This window comes from Mycobacteroides sp. LB1, from assembly GCF_013449725.1.
Taxonomy (GTDB): domain Bacteria; phylum Actinomycetota; class Actinomycetes; order Mycobacteriales; family Mycobacteriaceae; genus Mycobacterium.
The window spans coordinates 15,082-40,810 of sequence record NZ_JACCFF010000005.1 but is presented as its reverse complement, the minus strand read 5'-3'; the positions used below and the strand labels follow the sequence as shown (position 1 = coordinate 40,810).

Below are 25,729 nucleotides of genomic sequence, written 5' to 3'. Positions count from 1 at the left end.
TGTCATCTCGGCAGAAACGGCTCGAACAAACTTTCGCAACACCCCCTAAAGTGCTGGCAGGAAACACGCCATAGTCCTCTAAGCTTTCCGCCGTGGCGATCTCCAAAGTCGAGCGGTTGATGAACCTGGTGATCTGCCTGCTGTCTACACGCACCTATGTCACCGCCGAACGAATCCGTGCGTCCGTGGCGGGTTACTCGGACTCGCCGAGTGATGAAGCCTTCAGCCGGATGTTCGAGCGGGATAAGAACGAACTGCGCGACCTGGGTATCCCGCTGGAGACGGGGAAGGTGTCGTCCTTCGATGCCACCGAGGGCTACCGGATCCGTCGCGATGCCTACGAGCTGCCTGATATCACCCTCACCGCCGACGAATCCGCGGCTGTCGCGGTCGCCACTCAGCTGTGGCAATCGCCCGAGCTGGTCACCGCCGCGCAGGGCGCGCTGATGAAGCTGCGCGCGGCGGGGGTGGACGTCGACCCTGCCGCCGAGAACGTGTCAGTGGCCGCACCCGCCGCCATGCCCGGCGGCCGCGGATCGGAATCGGTACTGCGAATCCTATTGTCCGCCATCGACTCCGGTCAGGCCGTGCAATTCGGGCATCGTCCCTCGCGTGCGGAGCCGTATGTCTTACGCACCGTCGAGCCGTGGGGTGTGATCACCGACCGCGGTCGGTGGTACCTCGTCGGACACGATCGGGACCGGAACGCCACCCGCACGTTCCGACTCTCCCGGATCGGGGAGGACGTCACGATGCTGGACAAACCCGGGACGGTACGGCGTCCGGAGGGTGTGGATCTACGTGCGATCGTCGCCAACGCTGTCGGTGACGGGCCGGTGCGGATCACCGCGCGGGTGTGGATCGCCGAGGGGCGCGCCCAGGAGCTACGCCGGATGGGTGTCGTCGTGGAACCGCACCGGCTAGGGGAGCGCGACGGGGATGTGGTCGAGATCGAGGTTGCCTCGCCCGACCGGCTGGTCCGGTCGATTGCCTCCCATGGGGCCGACGCGGTGGCGCTGGAGCCGGGGCCGGTGCGCGACGAAGTTGTGGCCCGTCTCCGCGAGCATGCGGCCGATGAGCCGCTTGCGCGAAGAGGATCGAACGGGGTTTCGGCATGACCGAGCTGTCCAACCGTTTGACGCGATTACTGAATATGGTCCCGTACTTCCAGGCCAATCCGGGTATCAGCGCCGCCGACGCCGCCGTCGACCTGGGCGTCACCACCAAACAGCTGATGGCGGATCTGAATCAGTTGTGGATGTGTGGTCTGCCCGGTTACGGGCCCGGTGACCTGATTGACCTGTCCTTCTCGGAGGAGAGCATCGAGGTCACCTTCTCGGCAGGTATCGACCGCCCGCTGCGTCTCACCTCGCCCGAGGCGACGGCGCTGCTCGTCGCGCTGCGCGCGCTGATCGATATGCCGGGCACTGTCGATCCGGAGGCCGCACGCAGTGCGATCGCCAAGATCGAGGACGCCGCCGGCGCCGGCGATGAGCCGCTCGCGCGCGGAGGTTTAGACACCGATGAGACCGCGCAGACACCCGCCCCCACCGAGTCCGCAGCGGTATCCGCGGTGCGCTCGGCGGTACGCAATCGTAAGGCGCTGCGCATCGAGTACTACTCGGCATCGCGAGATGCGTTGTCGGAGAGGATTGTCGACCCCATCCGCATCGCCGTCGTGGGGGACCATAGTTACCTGGAGGCGTGGTGCAGGGCCTCCGAGGGTGTGCGGTTATTCCGGTTCGACAGGATCGAACAGGCCGAGGTGCTCGACCAGCGAGCCGCGCCCCCCGCACCGGCGGTCCAGACGGCTACCGACACCGGACTCTTCGAGGCCGATCCTTCGCTTCCTGCGGCGACGGTGCTCGTCGCCCCGAGCGCATCCTGGGTCTTCGACTACTTCCCGATGCGTCCCACCGGTGCCCAGCACGCCGACGGATCGGTGGAGGCCGCCATGACCTATGCCTCCGAGGATTGGATGGCCCGGCTGATCCTCGGATTCGGTTCGGCGATCCAGGTGCTGGCGCCGGAATCGTTGGCGCGGCGGGTACGAGGGGATGCTGTGGTGGCGCTGGCGGCGTATCGGGCCAGCTGACCGCGGCGAGCCCTGGGGTAGCATTCAGGGCATACACGACGTCTGGAGGTGACCACATTGGGCGGTCTACAACCCATGCACTGGGTAATCGTTATCGTCGTATTCGCGCTGCTCTTCGGAGCCAAGAAGCTTCCCGACCTCGCGCGTTCGCTGGGTAAGTCGCTGCGGATCTTCAAGTCGGAAGTCAAGGAACTACAGAACGATGGGAAGGGCGCCGAGAGTGCTCCACAAGCCGTGGAGCAGCAGCAAGTGCCTCCCGCTACATCGGTGGAAGCACCGCCCATCGAAACGACGCCCGGTCACAAGCCCACTGCCTAGCCGCGTTTCGCCGCGGGTTAGGTCGGCCGGATAAGTCATGGGTTCATGAACAAGGTCCTGGGCGCTCTCCGGCTGAGCCGACAACCGAAGAATCCCGACGGCACCATGTCGCTCGTCGAGCATCTGCATGAGCTGCGCACACGTCTGCTGATCTCGGTGGCGGCGGTTTTGCTGACCACCATCATCGGATTCGTCTGGTACGAGCACACGATGTTCGGTCTGGAGAGCCTCGGCGAATGGCTGCGTGAACCGTACTGCTCGCTGCCTGCGAGCGCGCGGGCCAATCTCAGCGTCGACGGCGCCTGCCGCCTCTTGGCCACCGCCCCCTTCGAGCAGTTCATGCTGCGTCTCAAGGTGGGGCTGACGGCCGGTGTGGTGCTGGCCTGCCCGGTGTGGTTGTACCAAATCTGGCGTTTCATCACTCCGGGCCTGTACCGCAACGAGCGCAAGTTCGGCGTCATCTTCGTGACCGCCGCCGCAGTGCTGTTCGTCACCGGCGCGTTCTTGGCCTACCTGGTGCTGGCCAAGGCCCTGCACTTCCTCTTGACCGTCGGTAGCGACGTTCAGGTCACCGGCCTCAAGGGTGACGAGTACTTCAGCTTCCTGATCAACCTGCTGTTGGTCTTCGGTGTCAGCTTCGAATTCCCGCTGCTGCTCATCATGCTGAATTTCGTGGGGATGTTGTCGTACGACAAGCTCAAGAATTGGCGCCGCGGCATCATCTTCGGCCTCTTCGTGTTCGCGGCCTTCGCGACGCCGGGAGCCGATCCGTTCTCGATGACGGCTCTGGGCCTCGCGCTGACACTGCTGCTGGAGTTCTCCATCCAGATCGCCCGCGTGCACGACAAGCGCAAGGCCAAGCGTGAGGCGGCGCAGGCGCTGCGCGACGACGAAGCGTCCGCTCTGGAGGCTCCAGAGGCCATTGCCACACCCGAACCGATCGGACGTCCCGAGCGGTTTGACAACATGGGCAAGTGACCGGCATCGGAACTGACGCGCTCGCGGAGTTTTCCCAACGGCTGAGCTTTGCCCTCGATCCCTTCCAGGTGCGCGCGTGCACCGCGTTGGAAAGCGGGCACGGTGTGCTGGTGTGCGCGCCTACCGGTGCGGGTAAGACCATCGTCGGAGAATTCGCGGTGCACCTGGCGCTGGCGGCCGGGCGCAAATGTTTCTACACAACCCCCATCAAGGCGCTGAGCAACCAGAAGTACAACGACCTGGTGTCGGTGTACGGGCCAGAGAAGGTCGGTCTACTTACCGGCGACTCGTCGATCAACTCCGATGCTCCGGTGGTGGTGATGACCACCGAGGTACTCCGGAACATGTTGTATTCGGATTCGCCGGCGCTGCATGGTCTTTCGTACGTCGTGATGGATGAGGTGCACTTCCTGGCGGACCGGTTCCGCGGTGCGGTGTGGGAAGAGGTGATTCTGCACCTGCCCGAGGACGTCGCGCTGGCCAGCTTGTCGGCCACGGTGAGTAATGCCGAGGAGTTCGGCGGCTGGATCAAAACCGTCCGCGGCGATACCACGGTCGTCGTCGACGAAACCAGGCCGGTCCCCTTATGGCAGCACGTCATTGTGGGACGGCGTCTCTTCGACCTCTTCGATTATGGCAATGAGCCCCTTGGGCGAAGAGCATCAGGTTCTGATGTCGACCCCGAGCTCACCCGGTACATCACTCAGCGCCGCCAGGCCGATCGCTTCGCCGACTTTGACCGCCCACGCCGTCACGGCCCGCAGCACCGTTCATCTGGATCTCAGCCCACCCTTTACCGTCCGCCATCGCGCCCCGAGGTAATCGCCCGGCTCGACGAAGACGGCCTGCTTCCGGCGATCACGTTCATCTTCTCGCGTGCCGGATGCGATGGTGCTGTTGCGCAATGCCTTCGGTCCCGGCTACGGCTCACCACGGAGGAAGAACGGCGGGAGATCGTCGCCGTCATCGACCGCCGCACCGAAGGACTGCCCGAGGGCGACCTGGATGTGCTCGGGTACTGGCAGTGGCGTGACGGGCTGCTGCGCGGTATCGCCGCCCACCACGCGGGCATGCTGCCGGTGTTCCGGCAGACCGTCGAGGAGCTGTTCACCAAGGGGCTGGTGAGGGCGGTATTCGCTACCGAGACACTGGCATTGGGGATCAACATGCCGGCGCGCACGGTGGTGCTGGAGCGGTTGGTGAAGTTCAACGGAGAGCAGCATGCCCCGTTGACCCCGGGGGAGTACACCCAGTTGACGGGACGAGCGGGGCGGCGCGGAATCGACGTCGAGGGACATGCCGTCGTGTTGTGGACACCCGATGTGGAGCCCAGCGAGATCGCAGGCCTGGCGTCCACGCGCACCTTCCCGCTGCGTAGTTCCTTTGCTCCGTCGTACAACATGACGATCAATCTGGTGCACCGCATGGGCCCGGAGCCGGCACGTGAACTGCTGGAGAGATCCTTCGCTCAGTACCAGGCCGACCGTTCCGTGGTGGGATTGGTGCGCGGAATCGAACGCGGTCAGAAAATGCTCGACGAGATCGCCAATGAGCTTGGCGGGCAAGACAGTTCTGTACTGCAGTACGTTCGGTTGCGCGCCAGCCTCACCGAACACGAGCGAGCCGCCGCACGCGCTTCGCGGCTCGAACGCCGTGGTGCCGCCAACGATGCCTTGGCCGCGCTCAAACGGGGTGATGTCATCGCGATCCCGCACGGTCGGCGCAACGGTGTGGCGGTGGTGCTGGAGCCCGCCGCTGACGGCGATGACCCTCGTCCGCTGGTCTTGACCGAAAATCGTTGGGCCGGAAGGATTTCATCGGCAGATTACTCGGGAGGTGCCGAACCGCTCGGATCTATCGTGCTACCCAAGCGCGTCGAGCATCGTCAGCCCCGGGTGCGACGTGACGTGGCGTCGGCGTTGCGCTCGGCCATCGACGAGGGCCGGGTCCGCAGACCGCAACCCGGCGCGCGGCGCAAGGACGATGCAGACGCCGACGGCTCGGATCTGGGAGCCGAAGTCGAGCGGTTACGCCGCGAAATCCGGGAAAATCCGGTGCATCGCGCCCCCAAACGCGAGGAGTTGGCGCGCACGGGGGAGCGCTATCTGCGCATCGAACGCGATAACGCACAACTGCAGAAGAAGGTTTCGGCGGCGACCAATTCACTCGCGCGCACCTTCGATCGGATTCTGGCGCTGCTCACCGAACGCGGATACATCGAGAGCAGTCCCGAGCTCGACATGAAAGTCACCAAGGACGGCATGCTGCTGGCTCGCATCTACAGCGAGACCGACCTGCTGGTAGCCGAATGCCTGCGACGTGGGCTGTGGGCGGGGCTGAAACCCGCCGAGCTGGCCGCGGTGGCATCGGCGGTGTTGTTCGAATCGCGTGGTGACGCGGTGTCGGTGACGGGAGATGCGCCGACGGCCGCGCTGCGCGCGGCACTTGCCGAGACCCACCGGGCCCTGGCACGGCTGCGACGTGACGAACAACAGCACCAGCTCTCCCCGACTCGCGAGATCGATGAGGGCTTCGTCGCGGCGGTATACAGATGGGCTACCACTGGCGACCTGGCGGCGTCCTTGGACGCAGTCGGCGACACGGGCACCCCGCTTCCCGCCGGTGATTTCGTGCGGTGGTGCCGGCAGGTGGTGGATCTGCTCGACCAGATCCATAAGGCGGCCCCGGATGCCGATGTTCGCTCGGCGGCGAGGGCTGCGGTTACCGACGTGCGGCGTGGCGTCGTCGCCGTTGATGGCACATAAGGTCGAGCAAACGCTAAGGTGGAGCGTCAGCACGCTCGTACACACCGGTAAGAAACAATGTCGCGACACGGGAGGAACGATGAGCGGTCCACAGGGAACGGAACCTGGCGGACAGTGGGCGCCGCAGCCTGGGCAAGGCCAAGAGCCGTGGCAGACACCGCAATCCTCAGATCCCGCGCAGCAGGGTGAGCAGGGCTGGCCACAGCAGCCGGCCTACGGTCAGGGACAGCAGTATCCGCAGTACCAGCAGCCGGGTTTCCCGGCTGGTGGCTTTGGGGATCCGAGCCAGTTCGGCCAGCAGCAGCCAGCCCAGCAGGGATTCGGCGATCCGAGCCAGTTCGGGCAGCCCGGTGCTTACGGCCAGCAGGGACAGTACGGCCAGCAGCCCGGATACCCAGCCCAGTATGGACAGCAGCCGCAGCAAGGCCAGCCGTTCCCGCAGTTCGGTGCCGGTAAGCCACAGCGTTCCACCAAGACCATTGCGATCATCGGCGGCATCGTCGCCGCCGCCGTGATCCTGATCGTGGTGCTGATCACCGCTTTCCTGGCCCCCGGATGGGCCATGACCACCACCCTGGACGTCAACAAAGCCCAGGAAGGTGTGACCAAGGTTCTCACCGACGAGACCAACGGGTACGGCGCCAAGAACGTCAAGGACGTCAAGTGCAACGACGGGAACAACCCCGAGGTGAAGAAGGGCGCCACCTTCAGCTGCGATGTCAGCATCGACGGCACCAAGCGCCAGGTCACCGTGACGTTCCAGAACGACAAGGGCACCTACGAGGTAGGCCGACCCAAGTAACCGGCTTTCTCTGAAACGCCGAGTGCACACCGGGAAGGTATGCACTCGGCGTTTTTCTTTTAGGGGAGTCCGTCCAGCGCTTTCTGCAGGCGTTTGATCGCCGACCCGATGCCCAATTCGGCGCCTAGCTCAGCGACTCGTTGCGGATCGCGCGCCGTCAGCGGTAACGCGTCGCTGTCCCGGTCGATCGTCACCGGCGCATCCACCGCCACGCGCACCACCGGTTCGGCGGCCGCGATGTAGTCGGTCGCCGCCAGCAGCTTGGCGCGGACCGCCTTGGGCAACCCCGTTTTTGGATCGTCGGCCGCGGCGCGGATGTCGGCCAGCGATCCGTACTCGGCAAGCAGCTTGGTGGCGGTTTTCTCGCCGACGCCGGCCACACCGGGTAGCCCGTCGGATGGGTCGCCGCGCAATAGGGCCAGCTCCGCGTATGCCGCGCCCGCTCGGTCGGCGGGCACTCCGTACTGTTCGGACACCTCGGTTGGGCCGAACAACGTGGCCTTGGCGAATCCACGTCCCATGTAGAAGACGCGGATGGGCACCGGGGTGTCGGTGACCACCTGGAGCAGGTCGCGATCACCGCTGACCACAATCACGGGATCCCGACGTTCGGTCGCCGCGAGGGTGCCCAGCACGTCGTCGGCCTCAAATCCGGGTGCGCCGGCCGAAGCGATACCGAATGCATCCAGCATCGCGGCAATCATGTCGACCTGGGGTGTCAGCTCGTCGGGTACCTCTTCGACATCGACGGCGGCGGAGTTTTGCTCAACCACGCGGTGCGCCTTGTACGAGGGAATCGCGGCTACCCGCCAGGCCGGACGCCAGTCCAGGTCCAGGCACACCACCAGCCGATGCGGGTGATGCAGGGTGATGAGCTGCGACACCGTGTCGAGGAACCCGCGCACGGCGTTAACAGGTCTGCCGTCGGGGGACTTGATCGAATCCGGAACCCCGAAATACGAGCGGAACCAGAGGGAGGCGCCATCGAGGAGCAGGACGGGCCGTGTGAGATCTTCAGACACGGCCCCAAGATAACCTGGACCGCATGGCAGTCCAGCGTTTCGAATCCGATGTGTACGCCAACCGCCTGCAGCGTGCCGCCCAGGAGGCCGCGACCGCCGGAGTGACGGGGTTGGTTATCACGCCTGGATACGACCTGAGGTACCTCACCGGGTCGCGCGCGCAGACATTCGAGCGGCTCACCGCATTGGTGGTGCCGGCATCGGGTACGCCCACCGTGGTCGCCCCCCGGATGGAGCTTGCGGCGCTGAAGGATTCGGCGATCGGCGACCTCGACATCCCGATCAGCGACTGGGTTGACGGCGATAACCCCTACGAGCTGGTTTGCGCGGCGCTGGGGGCTTCGGACAGGGAGTCGAGCAGAGTCGCGGTCACCGAGTCGATGTCCGCGCTTCATCTGCTCCCATTGACCGACCTGATCGGGACTGTGCCGGTACTGGCCACCGGGGTGTTGCGTCGATTGCGGATGGTCAAGGACGCCTCCGAGATCGATGCGCTCCGTAAGGCCGGTGCCGCCATCGATCGGGTGCACGCGCTGGTGCCCGAGCTTCTGGTGCCGGGACGCACGGAGGCGGAGGTGGCCGCAGATATCGCTGAAGCGATTGTGGCCGAGGGGCATTCGGAGGTCGCCTTCATCATCGTCGGTTCCGGTCCGCACGGTGCCGATCCGCACCACGAGTGCTCCGACCGTGAGTTACAGCTCGGGGACATTGTGGTGGTGGACATCGGCGGAAGCTACGAGCCGGGCTACAATTCCGACTGCACTCGTACGTACAGCATCGGTGATCCCGACCCCGATGTGGCTCAGCGGATTTCGATTCTTGAGCATGCACAGCAGGCGGCCGTCCAGGCTGCTCGCCCCGGGGTGACCGCCCAGTCCGTCGATGCCGCCGCGCGCCGGATCCTCACCGAGGCGGGGATGGGGGAGGCGTTCGTGCATCGCACCGGACACGGAATCGGTTTGTCGGTGCACGAAGAGCCCTACATCGTGGAGGGCAATGACGTGATCCTGGAGCCGGGTATGGCGTTCAGCATCGAGCCGGGCGTCTACTTCCCGGGGCAGTGGGGCGCGCGGATCGAAGACATCGTCGTCATCACCGAAAACGGTTGTGAGTCCGTGAATTCACGGCCGCACGGCCTGACGGTGGTACCGTTCGGCCGCTAATCGGCCGCGGCGTCTCCTCGGTTCAACAGATCCGAGGAGCCCAACACCCGCTCGATCTTCACCTCGATGACCACACGCTGCGGGTTGACGCGCGGGGTGCGGTAGCGCTGCGCGTAACGCAGCTCAGCATCACGTACGGCGTCCTTCTCGGTGACAACGGTGGCCGCGCCCTCCAGGGAGAGCCAGCGGGCACCGTCGACCTGGCTCAGCACCGCGACGGCACCGCGTTCGGCGTTGACGGCCTTCTGCGAGCCGCCGGTGGTGATGACCCGCGCGATATGGGTTGCGGGGTCAAAGGTGAAACCGACGGCCACCACATGCGGGCTGTTGTCCTGCCGCAGGGTGGTCAGCATGGCCAGATGGCGCTCGGAGAGAAACGCCAGCGCATCATCGGTAAGTCGGGTCGTAGGGGTGTTCGACATCAACTCTTACGCTAGCGCAGGACATAATCGCTGACGTGACCGACACGGTGCGACACCCCGGCCAGCTTGTAGTGATTTTCGGCGGCCGCAGCGAAATCGGCGTTGAGGTGGCGACTCGCCTCGCGCCGGGGAACACCGTGGTCCTGGCGGCGCGGCGAGCAGATGACCTGCGCGACGAGGAACTACGCGTTCGCGAGGCCGGGGCCGTCGCGGTGGACTGCATCGAGTTTGACGCCGACCGGGTCGACACCCATGAATCGGTGCTGGCCTCGATCATCGAGCGACACGGAACCATCGATGTGGCGGTGCTCGCGTTCGGACTGCTGGGCGATCAGTCCCGGGCGGAGACCGATGCCGGGTACGCGGCGGCGATCGTGCATACCGACTACGTGGCGCAGGTCGCGTTGCTGACCGATCTGGCCGTCCGGATGCGCGGCGCCGGTCGAGGCGCTGTGGTGGTGTTCTCGTCGATCGCCGGGTGGCGGGTGCGGCGCGCCAACTATGTGTACGGGTCGGCCAAGGCCGGGCTGGACGGTTTCGCAAGCGGGCTCGCCGACGCACTGGATGGTTCCGGTGTGCACCTGTTGATTGCTCGCCCTGGCTTCGTGATCGGCCGGATGACAGAGGGGATGTCGCCGGCCCCGTTGTCGAGCACGCCAGCCCAGGTGGCGGAGGCGACCGTGCGGGCGCTGCACAACGGGAAGCGCACTGTCTGGATTCCGCGGGCGCTGGGGTCGTTCGCATTCGTCATGCGGTGGGTACCGTCGTTGGTATGGCGCAGGATGCCGCGATGAGCCGCTTGGGCGAAGAGCATCAAGCGCCGATGAACCTCTCGGGTGAAGAGCATCAAGCACCGGTGGGTGAGCGGATCACGGTGGTCGGAATCGGTGCCGACGGGGTGGACGGGCTGTCATTGCGCTCCCGCCGTGAATTGCAGCGTGCATCAGTTATTTTCGGTTCATTGCGGCAGTTGGAACTGCTCGCGGAAGAATCCCTGACGGCCGAGTGTCGCGGGTGGCCATCACCGCTGCTGCCCGCCCTGCCCACCATGTTCGACGGTCTCGGTGACGTCCACGTCCTCGCGAGCGGCGATCCCATGTTGCACGGCGTTGGCACCACGTTGACCCGCCTGTTCGGTGCGAGGCGGGTTCACGTGCTGCCCCACGTATCGAGTGTGTCGCTGGCCTGCGCTCGAATGGGTTGGGCAGTCAACGATGTCGAAGTCGTCAGCCTGGTCAACGCGCCGGCCGTCACGGCGCTACGGCACGGCGGGCGGGCGGTGGTGCTCAGCCGCAACGCCGATACCCCGGCGGAACTGGCGCGGATCTTGACCGACGCCGAACTGGGGGCTTCGCGGTTGACGGTGTGGGAGCAACTGGGCGGTGCGGCCGAGAATCATGTGGAGGGGATTGCCCGCGACTGGCACGCCGCACCGGGTGATGCGTTGAACATCATTGCCGTCGAATACGTTCCGGCAGGGGATGGCACCGTCCTACCGTTGGTCGCCGGGCTGCCCGATGACGTCTTCGATCACGACGGGCAGATCACCAAACGCGAAATCCGGGCGGTCACGTTGGCGTCGCTGGCACCGCGGCCGGGTCAGCGGCTCTGGGATGTGGGTGCCGGATCCGGCACCATCGCGGTCGAATGGGCGCGCAGCGGTGCCGGCTGCAGCGCCTCGACCTTCGAGGTCAAACCCTCCCGACGGGCGGCCATCGCAGCCAACGCGAGGAAATTCGGTGTCGATATCGAGGCTTTCGCCTCGGCGCCAGAGGACTTCGAGAGGGCCACCGCTCCGGACGTGATATTCGTCGGCGGCGGCGTGACAAGGCCCGGACTGCTCGAGGCGTGCTGGGAGTGGCTACCGGGCGGGGGGCGGATCGTCGTCAACGCGGTGACCGCAGAATCCGAAGCGCTTTTGTTGCAATGGTATTCCCGCCATGGCGGAGAGCTGCGCAGGTATCGCGTCGAGGAGGCCGCCCCGCTCGGGGCCTTCACCAGCTGGAGATCCCGGCTGCCCGTCACCCAGTGGAGCGCGGAAAAGCCGACAATCGATGGCATCCCGCACGCGGGTCATCCATGACCGTTTACTTCATCGGCGCCGGACCGGGTGCCGCCGATCTCATCACGGTACGCGGGCAACGCATCCTCGAACGATGCCCGGTATGCCTCTACGCGGGGTCGATCATGCCGCGGGACGTGCTCGCGGGATGCCCGCCGGGCGCCCGGATCATCGACACCGGGCCACTGACCTTAGACGCCATCATCGAGGAGTTATCCGCTGCCGACGCACAGGGATTGGATGTCGCCCGGCTGCACTCAGGCGATCCCTCGCTGTATAGCGCCGTCGCCGAGCAGCGTCGTCGACTCGATGCCCTGGGCATCGGCTATGAGATCGTGCCGGGCGTCCCCGCCTTCGCCGCCGCGGCTGCGGCCTTGGGTGCGGAGCTCACCGTTCCCGGCGTCGCACAGACCGTGACGATTACCCGGGTGTCGACTCTGTCCACGTCGATGCCCGCGGGCGAGGATCTGCGAGCCCTGTCCGCGCCGGGGGCGACGCTGGCCTTGCATCTGGCTGCGGCTCAGATCGATTCAGTCGTGGCCGATCTCGTCGCGGGGGGATACCCGTCGGATACGCCGGCCGCGGTGGTCGCCTATGCCAGTTGGCCATCCGAAATCATCCTGCGGGGCACCCTCGCCGATATCGCGGATCAGATGAAGGAGTCGGGCGTCACCAAGACGGCGGTGATCTTTGTCGGGAAGGCGCTTGCGGCAGAGGGGTTTTCCGATAGTTACCTGTATTCGGCCGGACGCCGGAGAGGGGCGACGCATTAGATGAAAATCTTGATCCTCGGAGGTTCGGCCGAGGCCCGTGAGCTGGCCGAGCGACTGGTGCCCCGGTTCGATGTCACCACCTCACTGGCGGGCCGGGTACGCAATCCGGCGGTACCGGCGGGCGCGCTGCGTATCGGAGGTTTCGGTGGCGAGGCCGGGCTACGGGAGTGGTTGCTGGACAACGCTATTGATGCGGTAGTCGATGCGACTCACCCGTTCGCCGCGACCATCACCGAGAATGCGGCTGCGGCATGCGGCCGATTGGGCATTCCGCACGTGATCCTGCGTCGTCCGCCCTGGCCGGCAGGGGATGCCACCATCGTGTCCTCGGCGGTGGAGGCCAAGGATGTGGTGGCGGCGCAGGGCTTTTCGCGAGTCTTCGTGACCTCCGGGCGGTCCAGTATCGGGGCATTCTTGTTCTCCGATGCCTGGTTTCTGATCAGGGTGGTGGAGGCAGTGCCCGCCGATGAGCTACCTGAGCGGCACCATCTGCTCTTATCGCGCGGGCCCTACACGCTTGCCGAGGAGACGGAGCTCATGCGCCAGTACGCGGTCGAGGTGCTGGTCACCAAGAACAGCGGGGGAACGATGACCTCGGCCAAGCTGGAAGCCGCTGCGGCGCTGAACATTCCAGTCGTGATGATCGACAGGCCGCCCCTGCCGGAGAACGTTAGCGCAGTGTCCACCGTGGGCGAGGCGCAGCGGTGGGTTATTGAGCGGGATACCGACGCGGTGTGAACACCAGCGGCCCGGAATCGGTTTCTTGCCACTGGGTTTGCGACGAACCGACGATCAGCAGGGTGCGCATGTCCACCACCGACGGGTCGAGCTCACCGAGCGTGGTCACTCGCACGGATTCTCCTGCGCCACCGACATCACGTCCCAGTACCACCGGGGTCGCCGGGTCGCGGTGTTCGAGCAGCACATCACGCATGGATGCAACCTGCCACGTCCGTGACTTTGAGGCCGGGTTGTACACGGCCAGCACGAGATCGGCTGCGGCCGCGGCACGCAACCGGGACTCGATGATCTCCCACGGCTTGAGACGATCGGACAGTGAGATCACGGCATAGTCATGTCCGAGGGGTGCCCCGACTCGGCTGGCCACCGCCTGTGCCGCTGTCATCGCCGGAAGTACCCGCACCCTGACATCCGGCCACGCCCGGGCCTCTTCCAACACCGCCGCAGCCATCGCGAACACGCCGGGGTCTCCGGAGGACACGACTGCCACCCGTCGGCCGCCCGCCGCGAGTGTGAACGCCAATTCGGCCCGCGCCGGTTCGTCGCGGTTGTCGCTGGCGTGACGAATTTGGCCGTCGCGGGCCGGGATCCGATCTAGGTACGGGCCATAGCCGATGAGATCGGTGGCACGCGCCAGTTCCCGGCGCACCTCGGTGGTGGTCCAATCATGATGGCCCGGTCCCAGGCCGACCACCGTCACCATCCCGTCGAGCTCGGTGTCGGTGGTGGTTTGCGCTCCAGGAACCAGGACCAGCGAGAAGTACGGCACCGAGGACGGGTCGACCTCGGCCGCCGGTAGTACCCGCTGTCGTGCGGTGCTGGCCCGCTCCACGTAATACGCGCGGTCCAGCACGCCTGCCGTATCCAACGCCTGCTGCACGGCGCCGTAGGAGCGCCCCAGCTTCATGATCACCGCAGCTTCGGAATCGCGTAGCCTGCGGACGATTTCGTCGGCAGGCAGCGTGCCGGGGATGACGGTGAGAATCTCGTCGCCCTCGACGAGCGGTGTCCCCGTCGCTGCCGATGCGGCGCTCACCGACGTCACCCCGGGAATAATCACCGCATGGAACCTGTCGGTCAGGCGCCGGTGCATGTGCATGTACGAGCTGTAGAACAGCGGGTCGCCCTCGGCGAGCAACGCCACGTTCCGGCCGGAATCCAAATGGGCGGCAATCCGATTCGCGGACTCTTCGTAGAAATCGTCTATCGCACCGCGGTATCCGCCCGGGTGGTCGGTGGTCTCGGTGGTGACCGGATAGACGAGGTGTTCCTCGATCTGTCCAGGCCGCAGATACGGTTCGGCGATCGAACGGGCGATGCTGCGGCCGTGTCGCGCGCTGTGGAACGCCACCACGTCGGCCTCGCCGATGATTCGGGCGGCCTTCACGGTCACCAGCTCGGGATCGCCGGGGCCCAGGCCGACACCCCAGAGGGTGCCGCGGGGGTCGTCGGGATCGGTCATGTCATGAGTCATTCCTGGTCGCTCGCAATCGCATTCACCGCGGCGGCGGCCATCGCGCTGCCGCCCCGGCGACCCCGCACCAACAGGTAGTCCACGCCGCGCGGCCGGTCGATCAGCTCTTGTTTGGACTGCGCCGAGCCGACGAAACCGACTGGCCCGCCGAGGATGGCCACCGGGGGAGCCAGCCCTTCGTCGAGGAGTTCGAGGATTCGGAACAGGGCGGTGGGGGCATTGCCGATCGCGGCGATCGAACCGGGCAGTCGATCAGCCCAAAGGTCCACGGCAGCAGAAGATCTAGTGGTGCCGGTGCGCTGAGCCAGGTCTGCGGCACGGGGGTCGGCGACCAACGACACCACCTCATTGGCGGCGGGAAGGCGCGAGCGAGTGATACCGGCCGCGACCATCGATGAATCGCACAGGATGGGGGCACCGGCATCCAGGGCTGCCCGGGTGCGCGTCACGACGTCGGGGGTGAAGGCGATCTCGCTCGGCAGATCCACCTGCCCGCAGGTGTGGATGAGACGGACCACCACGCGCGCGACATCATCCGGGAACGCCGACAGGTCGGCCTCGGCCCTGATGGTCGCGAACGACAGCCGATAGATCTCGGCTCCGTCCCGCACGTAGTCCAGCACGCGCTAACCCTACGGGTGCCGCTCCAGTGGTCGATAACCCAGTTCCGTCGCCACCAGCACCTGCCCAGTACTAGGGCTACCGCAGGCTCGCGGGCAGCCGACCCAATGCCGGTGCACCGGTGAATGGATACCGCTGGCCAGCTCCTCGGTCACTTCGAGACGCACATCGGCGTGCACGTCGGTTCGTGAGCGACCGCACCCCGGCGATCCTGTGCACGAACTGATATTCAGCCAGGGAGACCGTTCGTCGAACACCAGGCCCATGGGTGCCAGCACCCGCAGTACCGCATCGGCGTCTTCGTGGGGCAGATCGCAGAGCAGCACAGATCGCCACGGGGTAATGACGACGGGTTTCTCGGCCGCGGCCAGTAGCGCCGCCACGCTCGCCGTCAGCTGACCCAGCGGAACCGCGGCACCAAGCGTCACCAAGCCGTCGTCGCCAACGCCGCCATTTTCGGGATGCTGTTCGATCCATCCCACGGGTGCGTGCGGTGCGGATGCCGTATCGGGTGGGCCTTCCAACAGAGATACGCCGATCGCATCGGCGAGTGTTTCCGCACCGTTCGGTAGTTCCGTGACACGCCATGCGTTTCCCCGAATTCGTACGAAGGTCTCGGCGATCGCGAGCATGTGTTCGACGGCGGCTTCGGGGGCGTCGCGGCATTCGGAGGCGGGGCGCCCGGCGAGGAACAGCCGCCACCCTCCGGGCTCATGCCGCAATCCGATATCGGCACCCATGGCCGCCAGGTCGCCGCGACCGTCGTCGAGGCTGAACAGGAACCGGCCCGGCAGCTCGGTGAGGATGGGGGATGCGATGAGCCCGCAGTCGAGCGCTGGAACCAGGGGCCGAATGTCGGGGAAGTCGCCGACGCGGCCCGACAGCGGTGAGGCCACGATGTTGCGTGCCCGTTCGTGGCTCGGAGACGGCAGCAGCCCAGCCGCTGCCAGCAGGCCGGTCACGGCCTCGGCATCGCGAATCGCCCGAATCTGGAGATTGCCGCGCGAGGTCAGCTCCAAGACCGGCGCACCGAAGTCCCCGGCGGCCTCGGCCAACGCTCCCAGCTGCCCCGATGTCAGCATTCCCCCGGGCAGCCGTATCCGTGCCAACGGCCCATCAGCCGCCTCATGCAGACGCAGCGCACCGGGGCACGCGTCATCCGGGCTGGAGTGGGTCACCTACTTACCGTAGGACTACGGTACGAATGGGGTGTGAAAGACGCCCCGCCTCCCGCCATTCTGGTGTTGTCGACATCCGACACCGACCTGCTGACCGCGCGCGGCAGTGGTGCGAACTACCGATGGGCCAACCCTTCTCGCATCCACCTCGACGACCTGCCCGGCCTTCTCAACGAGGCGGGAGTGGTGGTCATTCGACTTCTCGGTGGCCGCCGCGGTTGGGAAGAGGGCATCGACGCCGTCATCGCCTCCGGCGTGCCGACCGTCGTGGTCTCGGGTGAACAGGCCCCCGATGCCGAGCTCATGGAATGCTCCACCGTCCCGGGCGGGGTCGCACTTCAGGTGCACCGATACCTGGCCGAGGGCGGGACGGCGAATCTACAGCAATTGCACGCCTTCCTATCCGACACCGTCTTGATGACGGGATTCGGTTTCGAGCCACCGGCCGCGAACCCGGCCTGGGGAGTGTTGGAAAGGCAGAGCAAGGCCGCCGATTCTTCTTCTCACGGACCCACCGTCGCGGTGCTCTACTACCGGGCGCAGCAGCTCGCCGGCAACACCGGATACGTCGAGGCGTTGTGTGCCGCGATCGAGAACGGTGGGGGACGGGCACTTCCGGTGTACTGCGCGTCGCTGCGCACCGCGCCTCGCGAGCTCTTGGAAGCGTTGGCGGCCGCCGACGCCATGGTGGTCACCGTGCTCGCCGCCGGTGGGGCCACCCCGGCGTCCGTGGGTGCTGGAGGAGCCGATAACGAATGGAACGTCGCCCACCTTGCGGCCCTTGATATCCCGATTCTGCAGGGGCTATGCCTGACCAGCCCCCGCGAGGATTGGGATGCCAACGATGACGGCATGAGTCCGTTGGATGTCGCCACCCAGATTGCCGTCCCCGAGTTCGACGGCCGCATCATCACCGTGCCCTTCTCGTTCAAGGAGATCGACGGCGACGGGCTCATCACCTACGTTCCCGACGCCGAGCGCTGCGCACGGGTGGCAGGTATCGCCTTGCGGCATGCGAAACTTCGATCGATACCCGCCGATGAACGCCGGATTGCGTTGGTGTTCTCCGCGTACCCCACCAAGCACGCCAGGATCGGCAACGCGGTGGGCCTGGATACCCCGGCGAGCGCGGTGGCGCTACTGACCGCGATGCGTGAGGCGGGCTACGACGTGGGCGCCGACGGTGACATTCCCGGACTACCCGCAACCGGCCGACCCGCCGGCGAGGGCGACGGTGACACGCTGGTTCACGCCCTGATCGAGCGGGGTGGCCAAGATCCGGCGTGGCTCACCGCGGAACAGTTGGCGGGCAACCCGATTCGCGTACCGGCACGGCAGTACCGGGAGTGGTTCTCCCGGTTGTCGCCCGGGCTCGCCGAGCAGGTTGTCGAGCACTGGGGCCCGCCGCCGGGGGAGCTGTTCGTCGACACCAGCGTCAACCCGGATGGCGATATTGTGATTGCTGCGCTACAGGCAGGCAACACCTTGTTGCTCGTACAGCCGCCCCGTGGATTCGGGGAAAACCCGGTAGCCATCTACCACGATCCTGACTTGCCGCCCAGCCACCACTACCTCGCCGCGTATCGCTGGTTGTCGGCCCCGCGTGAGGAGGGTGGGTTCGGTGCCGACGCCTTGGTGCACCTTGGCAAGCATGGCAATCTTGAGTGGTTGCCCGGGAAAACCGTTGGGCTGTCGGCAGATTGCGCTACCGATGCCGCCCTCGGCGACCTACCGTTGATCTACCCGTTCCTGGTCAACGATCCGGGCGAGGGTACCCAGGCCAAACGGCGCGCACATGCGACCCTTGTCGACCATCTCATCCCGCCCATGGCCCGAGCCGAAACCTATGGCGATATCGCGCGTTTGGAGCAGTTGCTCGATGAGCATGCGAACATCTCGGCGCTGGACCCGGCGAAGCTACCGGCCATCCGCCAACAGATCTGGACGCTGATGCGTGCGGCGAAGATGGACCACGATCTGGGACTGGAGGAGCGCCCCGACGAGGACGTCTTCGACGACATGTTGCTGCATGTGGACGGATGGCTCTGCGAGATCAAGGATGTGCAGATCCGCGACGGTCTGCACATCCTGGGCAGTGCGCCCGAAGGTGCGGCCCAGGTTGATCTGGTGCTGTCAATCCTGCGCGCCCGGCAGATGTGGGCCGGCGAGCAATCGGTACCTGGATTGCGTCAGGCGCTCGGCCTGGCCGAGGACGGCACCGACGACCGCACGCGGGTGGACGAGGTTGAACAGCAAGCACATTCGCTGCTGGTCGCGCTGCAGGCGGCGGACTGGAATCCGGATGCGGTCAGCGGTCTCACCGATGACCCGCAGGTCGCGCAGATCCTGCGGTTCGCGGCCACCGAAGTGGTACCCAGGCTCAACGGGACCAACGGTGAGATCGATGCGGTCTTGCGGGCCTTGGACGGCCGATTCATCGAGGCCGGGCCTTCCGGCTCGCCGCTGCGTGGGCTGGTCAACGTGTTGCCGACCGGGCGCAACTTCTACTCGGTAGACCCCAAGGCGGTTCCGTCGAAGCTGGCCTGGGAGACCGGGCGGGCGATGGCCGATTCGCTGTTGGAGCGGTACCACGCCGACTACGGAAATTGGCCGCGGTCCGTGGGGCTTTCGATCTGGGGAACCTCGGCAATGCGGACCTCGGGCGACGATATCGCCGAAGTTCTTGCGCTCCTGGGTGTTCGGCCGGTCTGGGACGATGCGTCTCGGCGTGTGGTGAGCTTGGAGATCATTTCATTGGCAGAACTTGGGCGCCCGCGAATCGATGTCACGGTGCGTATCTCCGGATTTTTCCGCGATGCCTTCCCGCACGTGGTGACGATGCTCGATGATGCCGTCGCGCTGGTGGCGGGGCTCGAGGAACCTGCCGAGCAGAACTACTTGCGAGCACACGCGCAGGCCGATCGCGCCGAACATGGGGATTGGCGACGCGCCACCATGCGCATCTTCGGCTCCAAGCCCGGAACCTATGGGGCGGGGCTGCTGCAGCTGATCGACAGTCAAAACTGGCGCAACGACTCCGATTTGGAGCAGGTCTACACCGCGTGGGGCGGATTCGCCTATGGTCGTGGGCTCGACGGTGCCGCCGCGAGCGAGGATATGCGCCACCAGTATCGCCGGATCGCGGTGGCGGCCAAGAACACCGACACCCGCGAGCACGATATTGCCGACTCCGACGACTACTTCCAGTACCACGGCGGTATGGTCGCCGCGGTGCGGGCGCTCACCGGCAAGGCGCCGGTGGCGTACATTGGCGATAACACCCGACCGGACGCGGTGCGTACCCGCACGCTATCTGAAGAAACCACAAGGGTTTTCCGTGCACGTGTGGTCAATCCGCGATGGTTGGAGGCAATGCGCCGTCATGGCTATAAGGGCGCCTTTGAGATGGCCGCGACCGTCGACTACCTGTTCGGATATGACGCCACCGCGAACGTGATGGCGGACTGGATGTACGAGCAGCTCACCAACAGCTATGTGCTCGACGAACAGAACCGCAAGTTCATGCAACAGTCCAATCCCTGGGCGTTGCACGGCATTGCGGAGAGGTTGCTGGAGGCCGCCAGCCGGGGCCTGTGGGAGAAGCCCGATCAGCAAGTTCTGGATGATTTGCGAAGAGTGTTCCTCGAGACCGAGGGCGAGCTGGAGTCGTAGCATCGGGAGATGGCCCGGGACAAAGGATTGGACATTGGCGCAGTAGCGGCGGGCCGCTACATCTTGTTGACCACCTTCACGAAAGACGGTGTGCCCAAGCCGACTCCGATGGGTTTTGTCGCCGAGGGCGACGAGCTCCTGCTCACCACGAGTGCGAACACCTGGAAGGTCACGCAGATTCGGCAAAACCCGAGGGTGACGGTGGCCGTCTGTACTCAACGTGGTCGGGTGATCAGCCCGATATCCGATGCCACCGCTGAGATCGTTGAGGATCCGGCCTCTGTCGCGCGCATCCGGGCAGCGGTGGTCAAACGGTATGGACTGCCCAGCCGCATCGCGACGGCGTGGTTGGACCGGCGCAATGGCGCCAGAGTGGGGATTTCGGTAACGCTTGGCGCGCCGGAAACGCTTTGACGTCCCTAGACTGGGCGCCATGGGTGCAAACCTCCCGACGCCGACCTTCGACGAAGTCTGTGCGGCCAAATACGTCCTACTGACCACCTACACGAAGGACGGCCGGGCCAAACCCGCCGCGGTCTGGGCGGCGCCCCAGGACGGTGAGCTCCTGGTCTGGACCGAGACGAATGCGTGGAAGGTGCGGCGTATCCGCAACACACCGCGTGTGACGCTCGCCGTCTGCGATGTGCGCGGCAAGGTCCGCAGCGGTGAGATCGAGGGAACCGCGCGAGTCCTGGATACCGAGGGCACCGAGCGGGCGCGCGCGGCCATCACGCGGAAGTATGGCGTGGTGGGGTGGGTGCTGGTCAGGGCGAGTGTCTTGCGTCGGGGTACGAGCGGCACCACCGGACTGGCCATCACCGCCTGAATTCTCTTCGCGCCAGCGGCTCATCGGCGTAATCCGGGAACCCGGCATGGGGTCGGCTCGTTGACTCGATATGTGGCCAGGCCTGTTTCTGCTCTACGTCATCCTCGAGGTGTCCGCCCTGGTGGCGTTGACCTCCGCGGTAGGCATCGGTTGGACCATCATCGCCGTCGCGGCGGCCTTCGTTGTCGGCCTGATCCTTGCCGGTTCACAGGGGCGTCGTGCCATTGACCAGCTGCGACGCGGAGTTCGGTCACCCGGTGGAGCCATCGCGGATGGCGCCCTGATCGCGCTCGGAACCGTTGCGGTGGTGATCCCCGGATTGGTGTCTTCTGCGATCGGGCTGCTGCTACTCCTGCCGCCGACCCGTGCCGTGCTGCGGCCGGTGCTGACCGTTGTCGCAGCGCGCCAGCTGAGCCGGCGCGCGCCCCTGATCACCGTCGTCCCCGCCGGATACGGCGCGTTTCAGGCCGCTCGGACCCGTCCAAGCACCGTCGATTACATCGACGGCGAGGTCATCGATGTCGATGAAGGTCAGGCGGGGCCGAGTAGTCCGTCTCAGCAGTACCGACCCGGCCGCGACCTGCCTGCGTAGACGTCGCCCGAACCCGGCAGACTTACCGAGTGCAGACTCAGCTCGACGCTCTTCGCGCAAGCGGCTCATCGCAACTGCTCGTCAACGGGCGCGTGCATAGCCCATCGCATCCTGCGGCGACCGCCATGGCCGTGACCGGTGACGTCGTCAGCTGGATCGGCGAGGACGATCTCGGTCGCGCAGAATTCCCGGCCGCCGAGATCATCGACCTGGAGGGCGCCTTCGTGGCACCCGCGTTCGTCGACGCCCACGTCCACGTCACTGCGCTCGGGTTGTCCATCATCGGACTCGACCTGTCGGATGTGAACTCCCGGGAACAGTGCCTGGATCGGCTGATCGCCTACGCCGAAGAACATCCCGACGACGTGATCTGGGGGCATGGCTGGGACGAGTCCCGATGGCCGGATCGGCAGCCCTTGACCACCGCCGATCTCGATACGGCGGCGCCCGGGAAGGCTGTCTATCTCAGCCGGATCGACGTGCATTCGGCCGCGGCGTCGAGCGCGCTCCGGAGGCAGGTGCCGGGACTGGCCGAGGCCTCTGGGTTCCACCCCGAACGCCCGCTGAGGGCGGAGGCCCATCATCTGCTGCGGGGCCGTGCGCGCGCCGCCCTATCTCTGGAGGGCCGCGCCACCGCACGGCGTGCGGCCCTCGACCGCGCCGCATCGCTGGGCCTGGTATCGGTGCACGAATGCGGTGGGCCCGAGATCGGCGGGCTTGAGGATTTCCGCGAGCTGCTGACCACGGAACACGGAGTGCAGGTCACCGGATACTGGGGCGAGGCCGCGAGCGATCCGGATCACGCGCGTGAGCTCATTGCCTCGACGGGGGCCGCCGGGTTGGCCGGTGACCTCTTCGTCGACGGAGCACTGGGATCACATACCGCCTGGCTGCATGAGCCGTACCACGATGCACCGCACACTTGCGGCGTGAGGCACCTGGACGCTGAAACGGTTGAAGCTCATCTGGACTCGTGCACACAGGCCGGTATCACGGCGGGATTCCACGTGATCGGTGATGCCGCCGTCACTCAGGTGATCGACGCGCTCGAGCGGGTCGCGCACCGTCATGGTGTGGCAGCCGTCGCCCGGTGCGGCCATCGCCTTGAGCACCTCGAAATGGTCACCGCGGCGCAGGCGGAGCTGCTCGGTCGGCTGGGGATCATCGCCAGCATGCAACCGGCCTTTGACGCCCTATGGGGTGGCGCCGACGGCATGTACGCGGACCGACTCGGCCCTGATCGAGGTACTCAGCTAAACCAACTGGCGCTGTTAGCATCCCAAGGCGTGCCCCTAGCGTTCGGTTCCGACGCCCCCGTCGCACCCATCAATCCGTGGGTGACGGTGCGGGCGGCGGCTCATCACCGCACTGCGAGCAGTTCTGTATCGATGCGCGCTGCTTTCAGTGCCGCGACACGTGGCGGCTGGCGTGCACAGGGCATTCACGACGGCGTGACCGGCGCCCTGACCCCGGGAGCGCCGGCCAGCTACGCGATATGGAAGACAGGGGACTTGACCATCAACACCAGCCAGCCGGGAGTGCAGCGGTGGTCCACCGACCCGCGTTCGCGGGTCCCGGCCCTGCCGGATCTCGCGGATGCCGCTGCTGTGCTCCCTAAATGTCTGCGAACTGTGCACCGCGGCACGGTGATCTATGGCTGACGAAGCTGTCGAAGAGGACCTGATGGACCTCCAGGAGCCGGTCGATGCTCCGGTAGACGAGGAGCAGGAGGCCGCCGGTCCGTCACGCGGCGCGGCATTTACCGAGGCTCTGCGCGTGCGCGCCGCCGCGGCGGGCCAAGCATGGCTGCGTGCGGCACCCCGCCAGGTCGGGGCCATTATCGGAGGTCTTCTCCTGTGCGCGAGTTTCCCTCCGTGGGGTTTCTGGTGGGCAGCGTTCCCCGCACTGTCGATCTTTGGACTGGTGCTGTGGTCGCCGAGGACCGCACTGCGCGGTGGGCTTGGGTATGGGCTGCTCTTCGGCCTCGCGTTCTATATCCCGCTGTTGCCCTGGACGGGCGAGTTGGTCGGTACGGTCCCGTGGCTGGCGTTGTCCTTGCTCTGCGCGATCTCGGTCGCTCTCTTCGGTGTGATGGCAGTGGTCGTGCGGAACCTGCCGGGCTGGCCACTGTGGTTCGCCGCCGCATGGTCCGCCGCGGAATGGGGCAAGGCGAGCGTTCCGTTCGGCGGATTCCCCTGGGGTCGTATAGCTTTCGGACAAGGCGACGGACCCATGCTGAGCCTGGCGCGATACGGGGGAGCGCCGCTGGTGTCCTTCGCGGTGGCCCTGGCCGCATTCGCGGTCACCGCGCTCGGCATCGAGATGATTCGCTGGTGGCGCAGCCCGGCCGTGAGTCCGTCCGGTGCTCGTCCGGTGCCCTCGGTGCTGCTGCCCGGTGCCTGTGTGTGTCTTGTCCTATTCGCCATGGCGGTGAGCTGGCAGCAGGTTCGGCACGCGAGCCACGGAGCCACCGATGGGCGGACCGTCACCGTCGCGGCGGTGCAGGGGAATGTTCCCCGCCTGGGGCTGGATTTCAACGCGCAACGGCGTGCTGTGCTGGATTACCACGTCAAGGAAACGATCCTGCTTGCCCAGGACGTCAAGGCAGGGAAGGCCCCGGCGCCGCAGTTCGTGGTGTGGCCGGAGAACTCCTCGGATATCGATCCAATCCGCAATGCGGACGCGGCCGAGGCCATCACGGAGGCGGCGCAGGCGATCGGTGTGCCCATCCTGGTCGGTGGAGTGCTGCGTCACCCTGATTCCACCCCCGGAGAGCCCAAGTCGATCAATTCGATCATCGTCTGGGATCCGGACACCGGCCCGGGTGAGCGTCACGACAAACAGATCGTGCAACCGTTCGGTGAGTACCTGCCGTGGCGGAGCTTCTTTGCGCACTTCTCCGAGTACGCGGACCGCGCGGGGTATTTCGTCCCCGGAGAAGGCAACGGTGTCGTCACTGCCGGGGGTGTGAAGATCGGCGTGACCACATGCTGGGAGGTCCTGTTCGACAGGGCGTCGCGGCTGTCCACGCTCAACGGCGCCGAGATTCTCACGGTGCCGAGCAACAACGCCCTGTTCGGCACTGCGATGAGTGAACAACAGCTGGCCATCTCCAAGGTTCGGGCCGTCGAGCACGACCGGGAGGTCATCGTCGTCGGCACCACCGGGATCAGCGCCTTTATCTCTCCCGACGGAGTCGACGCGGGCCGTACCAAGTTCTTCCAACCGGCCTATATCGATATGCAGGTGCGGCTGCACAACGACCTGACACCCGCCACCCAATGGGGTCCATGGGTCGAATGGGCTCTCGCGCTGATCGCCGGACTTGCCGTCCTGGCCTCGGCTGGCCTGGCGGTACTGCACAATGGAGGGCTGAAGCGGCGCAAGGATGTGCCGGATGGTTCAGAACTGAACACAGCAGAACAGCCCCCTACTAAGGAGACTTGAGCGGAGTGGATCCCACGACCGAACGTCCGAGCGCCCGGACCCTGGTGATCATTCCGACCTATAACGAGCGGGAGAACCTCCCACTGATCCTTGGTCGGCTGAACAAGGCGCAGCCCGAATTGCATGTGCTGATCGTCGACGACGGCAGCCCGGACGGTACCGGCGAACTGGCCGACGAGTTCGCGCTCGCCGATCCCGACCGCGTGCATGTCATGCACCGCAAGGAGAAGGGTGGCCTGGGAGCCGCCTACATCGCCGGCTTCGGTTGGGGTCTGGCACGTCAGTACTCGGTGCTGGTGGAGATGGACGCCGACGGCAGCCACGCTCCCGAACAGCTGTCCCGGCTGCTGGGCGCCGTGGACGCCGGAGCCGACCTGGCGATCGGCTCGCGCTACGTGCCGGGCGGCACGGTCGTGAACTGGCCGTGGCGGCGCCTGGTGCTCTCCCGCAGCGCGAATGTCTACGCCCGGCTGGTGTTGGGCGTCAAGCCTCACGACATCACCGCCGGATACCGCGCGTACCGGCGTGAGGTGCTCGAAAAGCTGGATTTGGCGGCTGTCGAATCCCACGGCTACTGCTTCCAGATCGATCTCACCCTGCGCACCATTGCGTACGGTTTCGAGGTTGTCGAGGTGCCGATCACTTTCACCGAACGCGCGATCGGCGAATCCAAGATGAGCGGGTCGATCATCAACGAAGCCCTGCTCAAGGTGACCAAATGGGGTGTGAGAAGCAGGCTGGACCGGGCCCGCGGCGTTAACCGCTGAGGTATTCAGAC

At 66.0% G+C, this 25,729-nt stretch carries 23 protein-coding genes; 18 read left to right on the top strand and 5 right to left on the bottom strand.

From position 1 onward, the window contains the following. The first annotated feature begins 92 nt into the window (after positions 1 to 92). The 6 genes from MLB1_RS18455 (at position 93) to MLB1_RS18430 (ending at position 6,958) form a co-directional block, all read left to right on the top strand. Positions 93 to 1,118 carry a YafY family protein gene (locus MLB1_RS18455; RefSeq protein WP_180751313.1) on the top strand — a complete coding sequence of 342 codons (1,026 nt, stop codon included), beginning with the start codon at positions 93 to 95 and terminating at the stop codon, positions 1,116 to 1,118. Then, complete coding sequence (locus tag MLB1_RS18450; protein ID WP_180751312.1) at positions 1,115 to 2,095, top strand: YafY family protein; 981 nt, start codon at positions 1,115 to 1,117, stop codon at positions 2,093 to 2,095. Before MLB1_RS18455 ends, MLB1_RS18450 begins: the two co-directional genes overlap by 4 nt. 57 nt (positions 2,096 to 2,152) lie before the next feature. Then, a complete protein-coding gene (gene tatA / locus MLB1_RS18445; RefSeq protein WP_180751582.1) occupies positions 2,153 to 2,413 on the top strand; it encodes a Sec-independent protein translocase subunit TatA in 261 nt (86 codons plus the stop codon). A 45-nt stretch (positions 2,414 to 2,458) separates the two neighbouring features. Beyond that, entirely contained in the window at positions 2,459 to 3,391 is a 933-nt protein-coding gene (gene tatC, locus MLB1_RS18440; RefSeq protein WP_180751311.1) for a twin-arginine translocase subunit TatC, read from the top strand. Further along, entirely contained in the window at positions 3,388 to 6,156 is a 2,769-nt protein-coding gene (locus tag MLB1_RS18435) for an RNA helicase (protein WP_180751310.1), read from the top strand. The genes tatC and MLB1_RS18435 overlap by 4 nt, the downstream gene beginning before the upstream one ends. A gap of 79 nt (positions 6,157 to 6,235) precedes the next feature. Beyond that, positions 6,236 to 6,958 carry a DUF4333 domain-containing protein gene (locus tag MLB1_RS18430; protein ID WP_180751309.1) on the top strand — a complete coding sequence of 241 codons (723 nt, stop codon included), beginning with the start codon at positions 6,236 to 6,238 and terminating at the stop codon, positions 6,956 to 6,958. Between the two features lie 59 nt (positions 6,959 to 7,017). Here MLB1_RS18430 and MLB1_RS18425 read toward each other — a convergent pair whose 3' ends face one another. After that, positions 7,018 to 7,953 carry a 5'-3' exonuclease gene (locus MLB1_RS18425; protein WP_180751581.1) on the bottom strand — a complete coding sequence of 312 codons (936 nt, stop codon included), beginning with the start codon at positions 7,951 to 7,953 and terminating at the stop codon, positions 7,018 to 7,020. Positions 7,954 to 8,003: 50 nt separating this feature from the next. Between MLB1_RS18425 and MLB1_RS18420 the strand changes: the two genes are divergently transcribed. Beyond that, positions 8,004 to 9,143 carry a Xaa-Pro peptidase family protein gene (locus MLB1_RS18420; RefSeq protein WP_180751308.1) on the top strand — a complete coding sequence of 380 codons (1,140 nt, stop codon included), beginning with the start codon at positions 8,004 to 8,006 and terminating at the stop codon, positions 9,141 to 9,143. Here MLB1_RS18420 and MLB1_RS18415 read toward each other — a convergent pair. Continuing rightward, entirely contained in the window at positions 9,140 to 9,565 is a 426-nt protein-coding gene (locus MLB1_RS18415; RefSeq protein WP_180751307.1) for a F420-dependent biliverdin reductase, read from the bottom strand. The genes MLB1_RS18420 and MLB1_RS18415 overlap by 4 nt on opposite strands. A 35-nt stretch (positions 9,566 to 9,600) precedes the next feature. Here MLB1_RS18415 and MLB1_RS18410 point away from each other — a divergent pair, with 35 nt between their 5' ends. Genes MLB1_RS18410 through MLB1_RS18395 form a run of 4 tightly spaced genes read left to right on the top strand, consistent with a single transcriptional unit; the run spans position 9,601 to position 13,138 of the window. Beyond that, the gene (locus tag MLB1_RS18410; RefSeq protein ID WP_371750651.1) at positions 9,601 to 10,359 is read left to right on the top strand and encodes an SDR family NAD(P)-dependent oxidoreductase; all 759 of its coding nucleotides are present in this window, start codon (positions 9,601 to 9,603) and stop codon (positions 10,357 to 10,359) included. Then, complete coding sequence (gene cbiE / locus MLB1_RS18405; RefSeq protein WP_180751580.1) at positions 10,356 to 11,648, top strand: precorrin-6y C5,15-methyltransferase (decarboxylating) subunit CbiE; 1,293 nt, start codon at positions 10,356 to 10,358, stop codon at positions 11,646 to 11,648. The genes MLB1_RS18410 and cbiE overlap by 4 nt, the downstream gene beginning before the upstream one ends. Next, on the top strand, positions 11,645 to 12,400 hold the full coding sequence (gene cobM / locus MLB1_RS18400; RefSeq protein WP_180751306.1) for a precorrin-4 C(11)-methyltransferase: 756 nt from the start codon (positions 11,645 to 11,647) through the stop codon (positions 12,398 to 12,400). Before cbiE ends, cobM begins: the two co-directional genes overlap by 4 nt. Before the next feature lie 9 nt (positions 12,401 to 12,409). After that, positions 12,410 to 13,138 (top strand): cobalt-precorrin-6A reductase, encoded by a 729-nt coding sequence (locus MLB1_RS18395; protein ID WP_180751578.1) that lies wholly within the window; start codon positions 12,410 to 12,412, stop codon positions 13,136 to 13,138. Here MLB1_RS18395 and MLB1_RS18390 read toward each other — a convergent pair. Genes MLB1_RS18390 through cobG form a run of 3 tightly spaced genes read right to left on the bottom strand, consistent with a single transcriptional unit; the run spans position 13,110 to position 16,414 of the window. Continuing rightward, positions 13,110 to 14,603 carry a precorrin-2 C(20)-methyltransferase gene (locus tag MLB1_RS18390; RefSeq protein ID WP_180751305.1) on the bottom strand — a complete coding sequence of 498 codons (1,494 nt, stop codon included), beginning with the start codon at positions 14,601 to 14,603 and terminating at the stop codon, positions 13,110 to 13,112. The two genes, MLB1_RS18395 and MLB1_RS18390, sit on opposite strands and share 29 nt — an antisense overlap. Positions 14,604 to 14,611: 8 nt before the next feature. Then, a complete protein-coding gene (locus MLB1_RS18385) occupies positions 14,612 to 15,238 on the bottom strand; it encodes a precorrin-8X methylmutase (protein ID WP_180751304.1) in 627 nt (208 codons plus the stop codon). Positions 15,239 to 15,247: 9 nt separating this feature from the next. Continuing rightward, positions 15,248 to 16,414, bottom strand: coding sequence for a precorrin-3B synthase (gene cobG, locus MLB1_RS18380; protein ID WP_180751303.1), 1,167 nt, complete (start codon positions 16,412 to 16,414; stop codon positions 15,248 to 15,250). Positions 16,415 to 16,447: 33 nt separating this feature from the next. On the opposite strand from cobG, the gene cobN reads away from it, so the two are divergent. The 7 genes from cobN (at position 16,448) to MLB1_RS18345 (ending at position 25,718) form a co-directional block, all read left to right on the top strand. Continuing rightward, positions 16,448 to 20,086: a cobaltochelatase subunit CobN gene (gene cobN / locus MLB1_RS18375; protein WP_180751302.1), complete on the top strand. Its 3,639-nt coding sequence runs from the start codon at positions 16,448 to 16,450 to the stop codon at positions 20,084 to 20,086. A 9-nt stretch (positions 20,087 to 20,095) separates the two neighbouring features. Further along, positions 20,096 to 20,500, top strand: coding sequence for a PPOX class F420-dependent oxidoreductase (locus MLB1_RS18370; protein WP_180751301.1), 405 nt, complete (start codon positions 20,096 to 20,098; stop codon positions 20,498 to 20,500). Between the two features lie 10 nt (positions 20,501 to 20,510). Continuing rightward, on the top strand, positions 20,511 to 20,912 hold the full coding sequence (locus MLB1_RS18365) for a PPOX class F420-dependent oxidoreductase (RefSeq protein ID WP_180751577.1): 402 nt from the start codon (positions 20,511 to 20,513) through the stop codon (positions 20,910 to 20,912). Positions 20,913 to 20,982: 70 nt separating this feature from the next. Next, positions 20,983 to 21,504 (top strand): FxsA family protein, encoded by a 522-nt coding sequence (locus MLB1_RS18360; protein WP_180751300.1) that lies wholly within the window; start codon positions 20,983 to 20,985, stop codon positions 21,502 to 21,504. 125 nt (positions 21,505 to 21,629) lie between these two features. Beyond that, entirely contained in the window at positions 21,630 to 23,165 is a 1,536-nt protein-coding gene (locus tag MLB1_RS18355; RefSeq protein WP_219603331.1) for an amidohydrolase, read from the top strand. Then, positions 23,158 to 24,951, top strand: a complete 1,794-nt coding sequence (lnt, locus tag MLB1_RS18350) for an apolipoprotein N-acyltransferase (protein WP_180751298.1) — start codon at positions 23,158 to 23,160, stop codon at positions 24,949 to 24,951. The genes MLB1_RS18355 and lnt overlap by 8 nt, the downstream gene beginning before the upstream one ends. A gap of 5 nt (positions 24,952 to 24,956) precedes the next feature. Next, positions 24,957 to 25,718 carry a polyprenol monophosphomannose synthase gene (locus MLB1_RS18345; RefSeq protein WP_180751297.1) on the top strand — a complete coding sequence of 254 codons (762 nt, stop codon included), beginning with the start codon at positions 24,957 to 24,959 and terminating at the stop codon, positions 25,716 to 25,718. Positions 25,719 to 25,729: the final 11 nt, after the last annotated feature.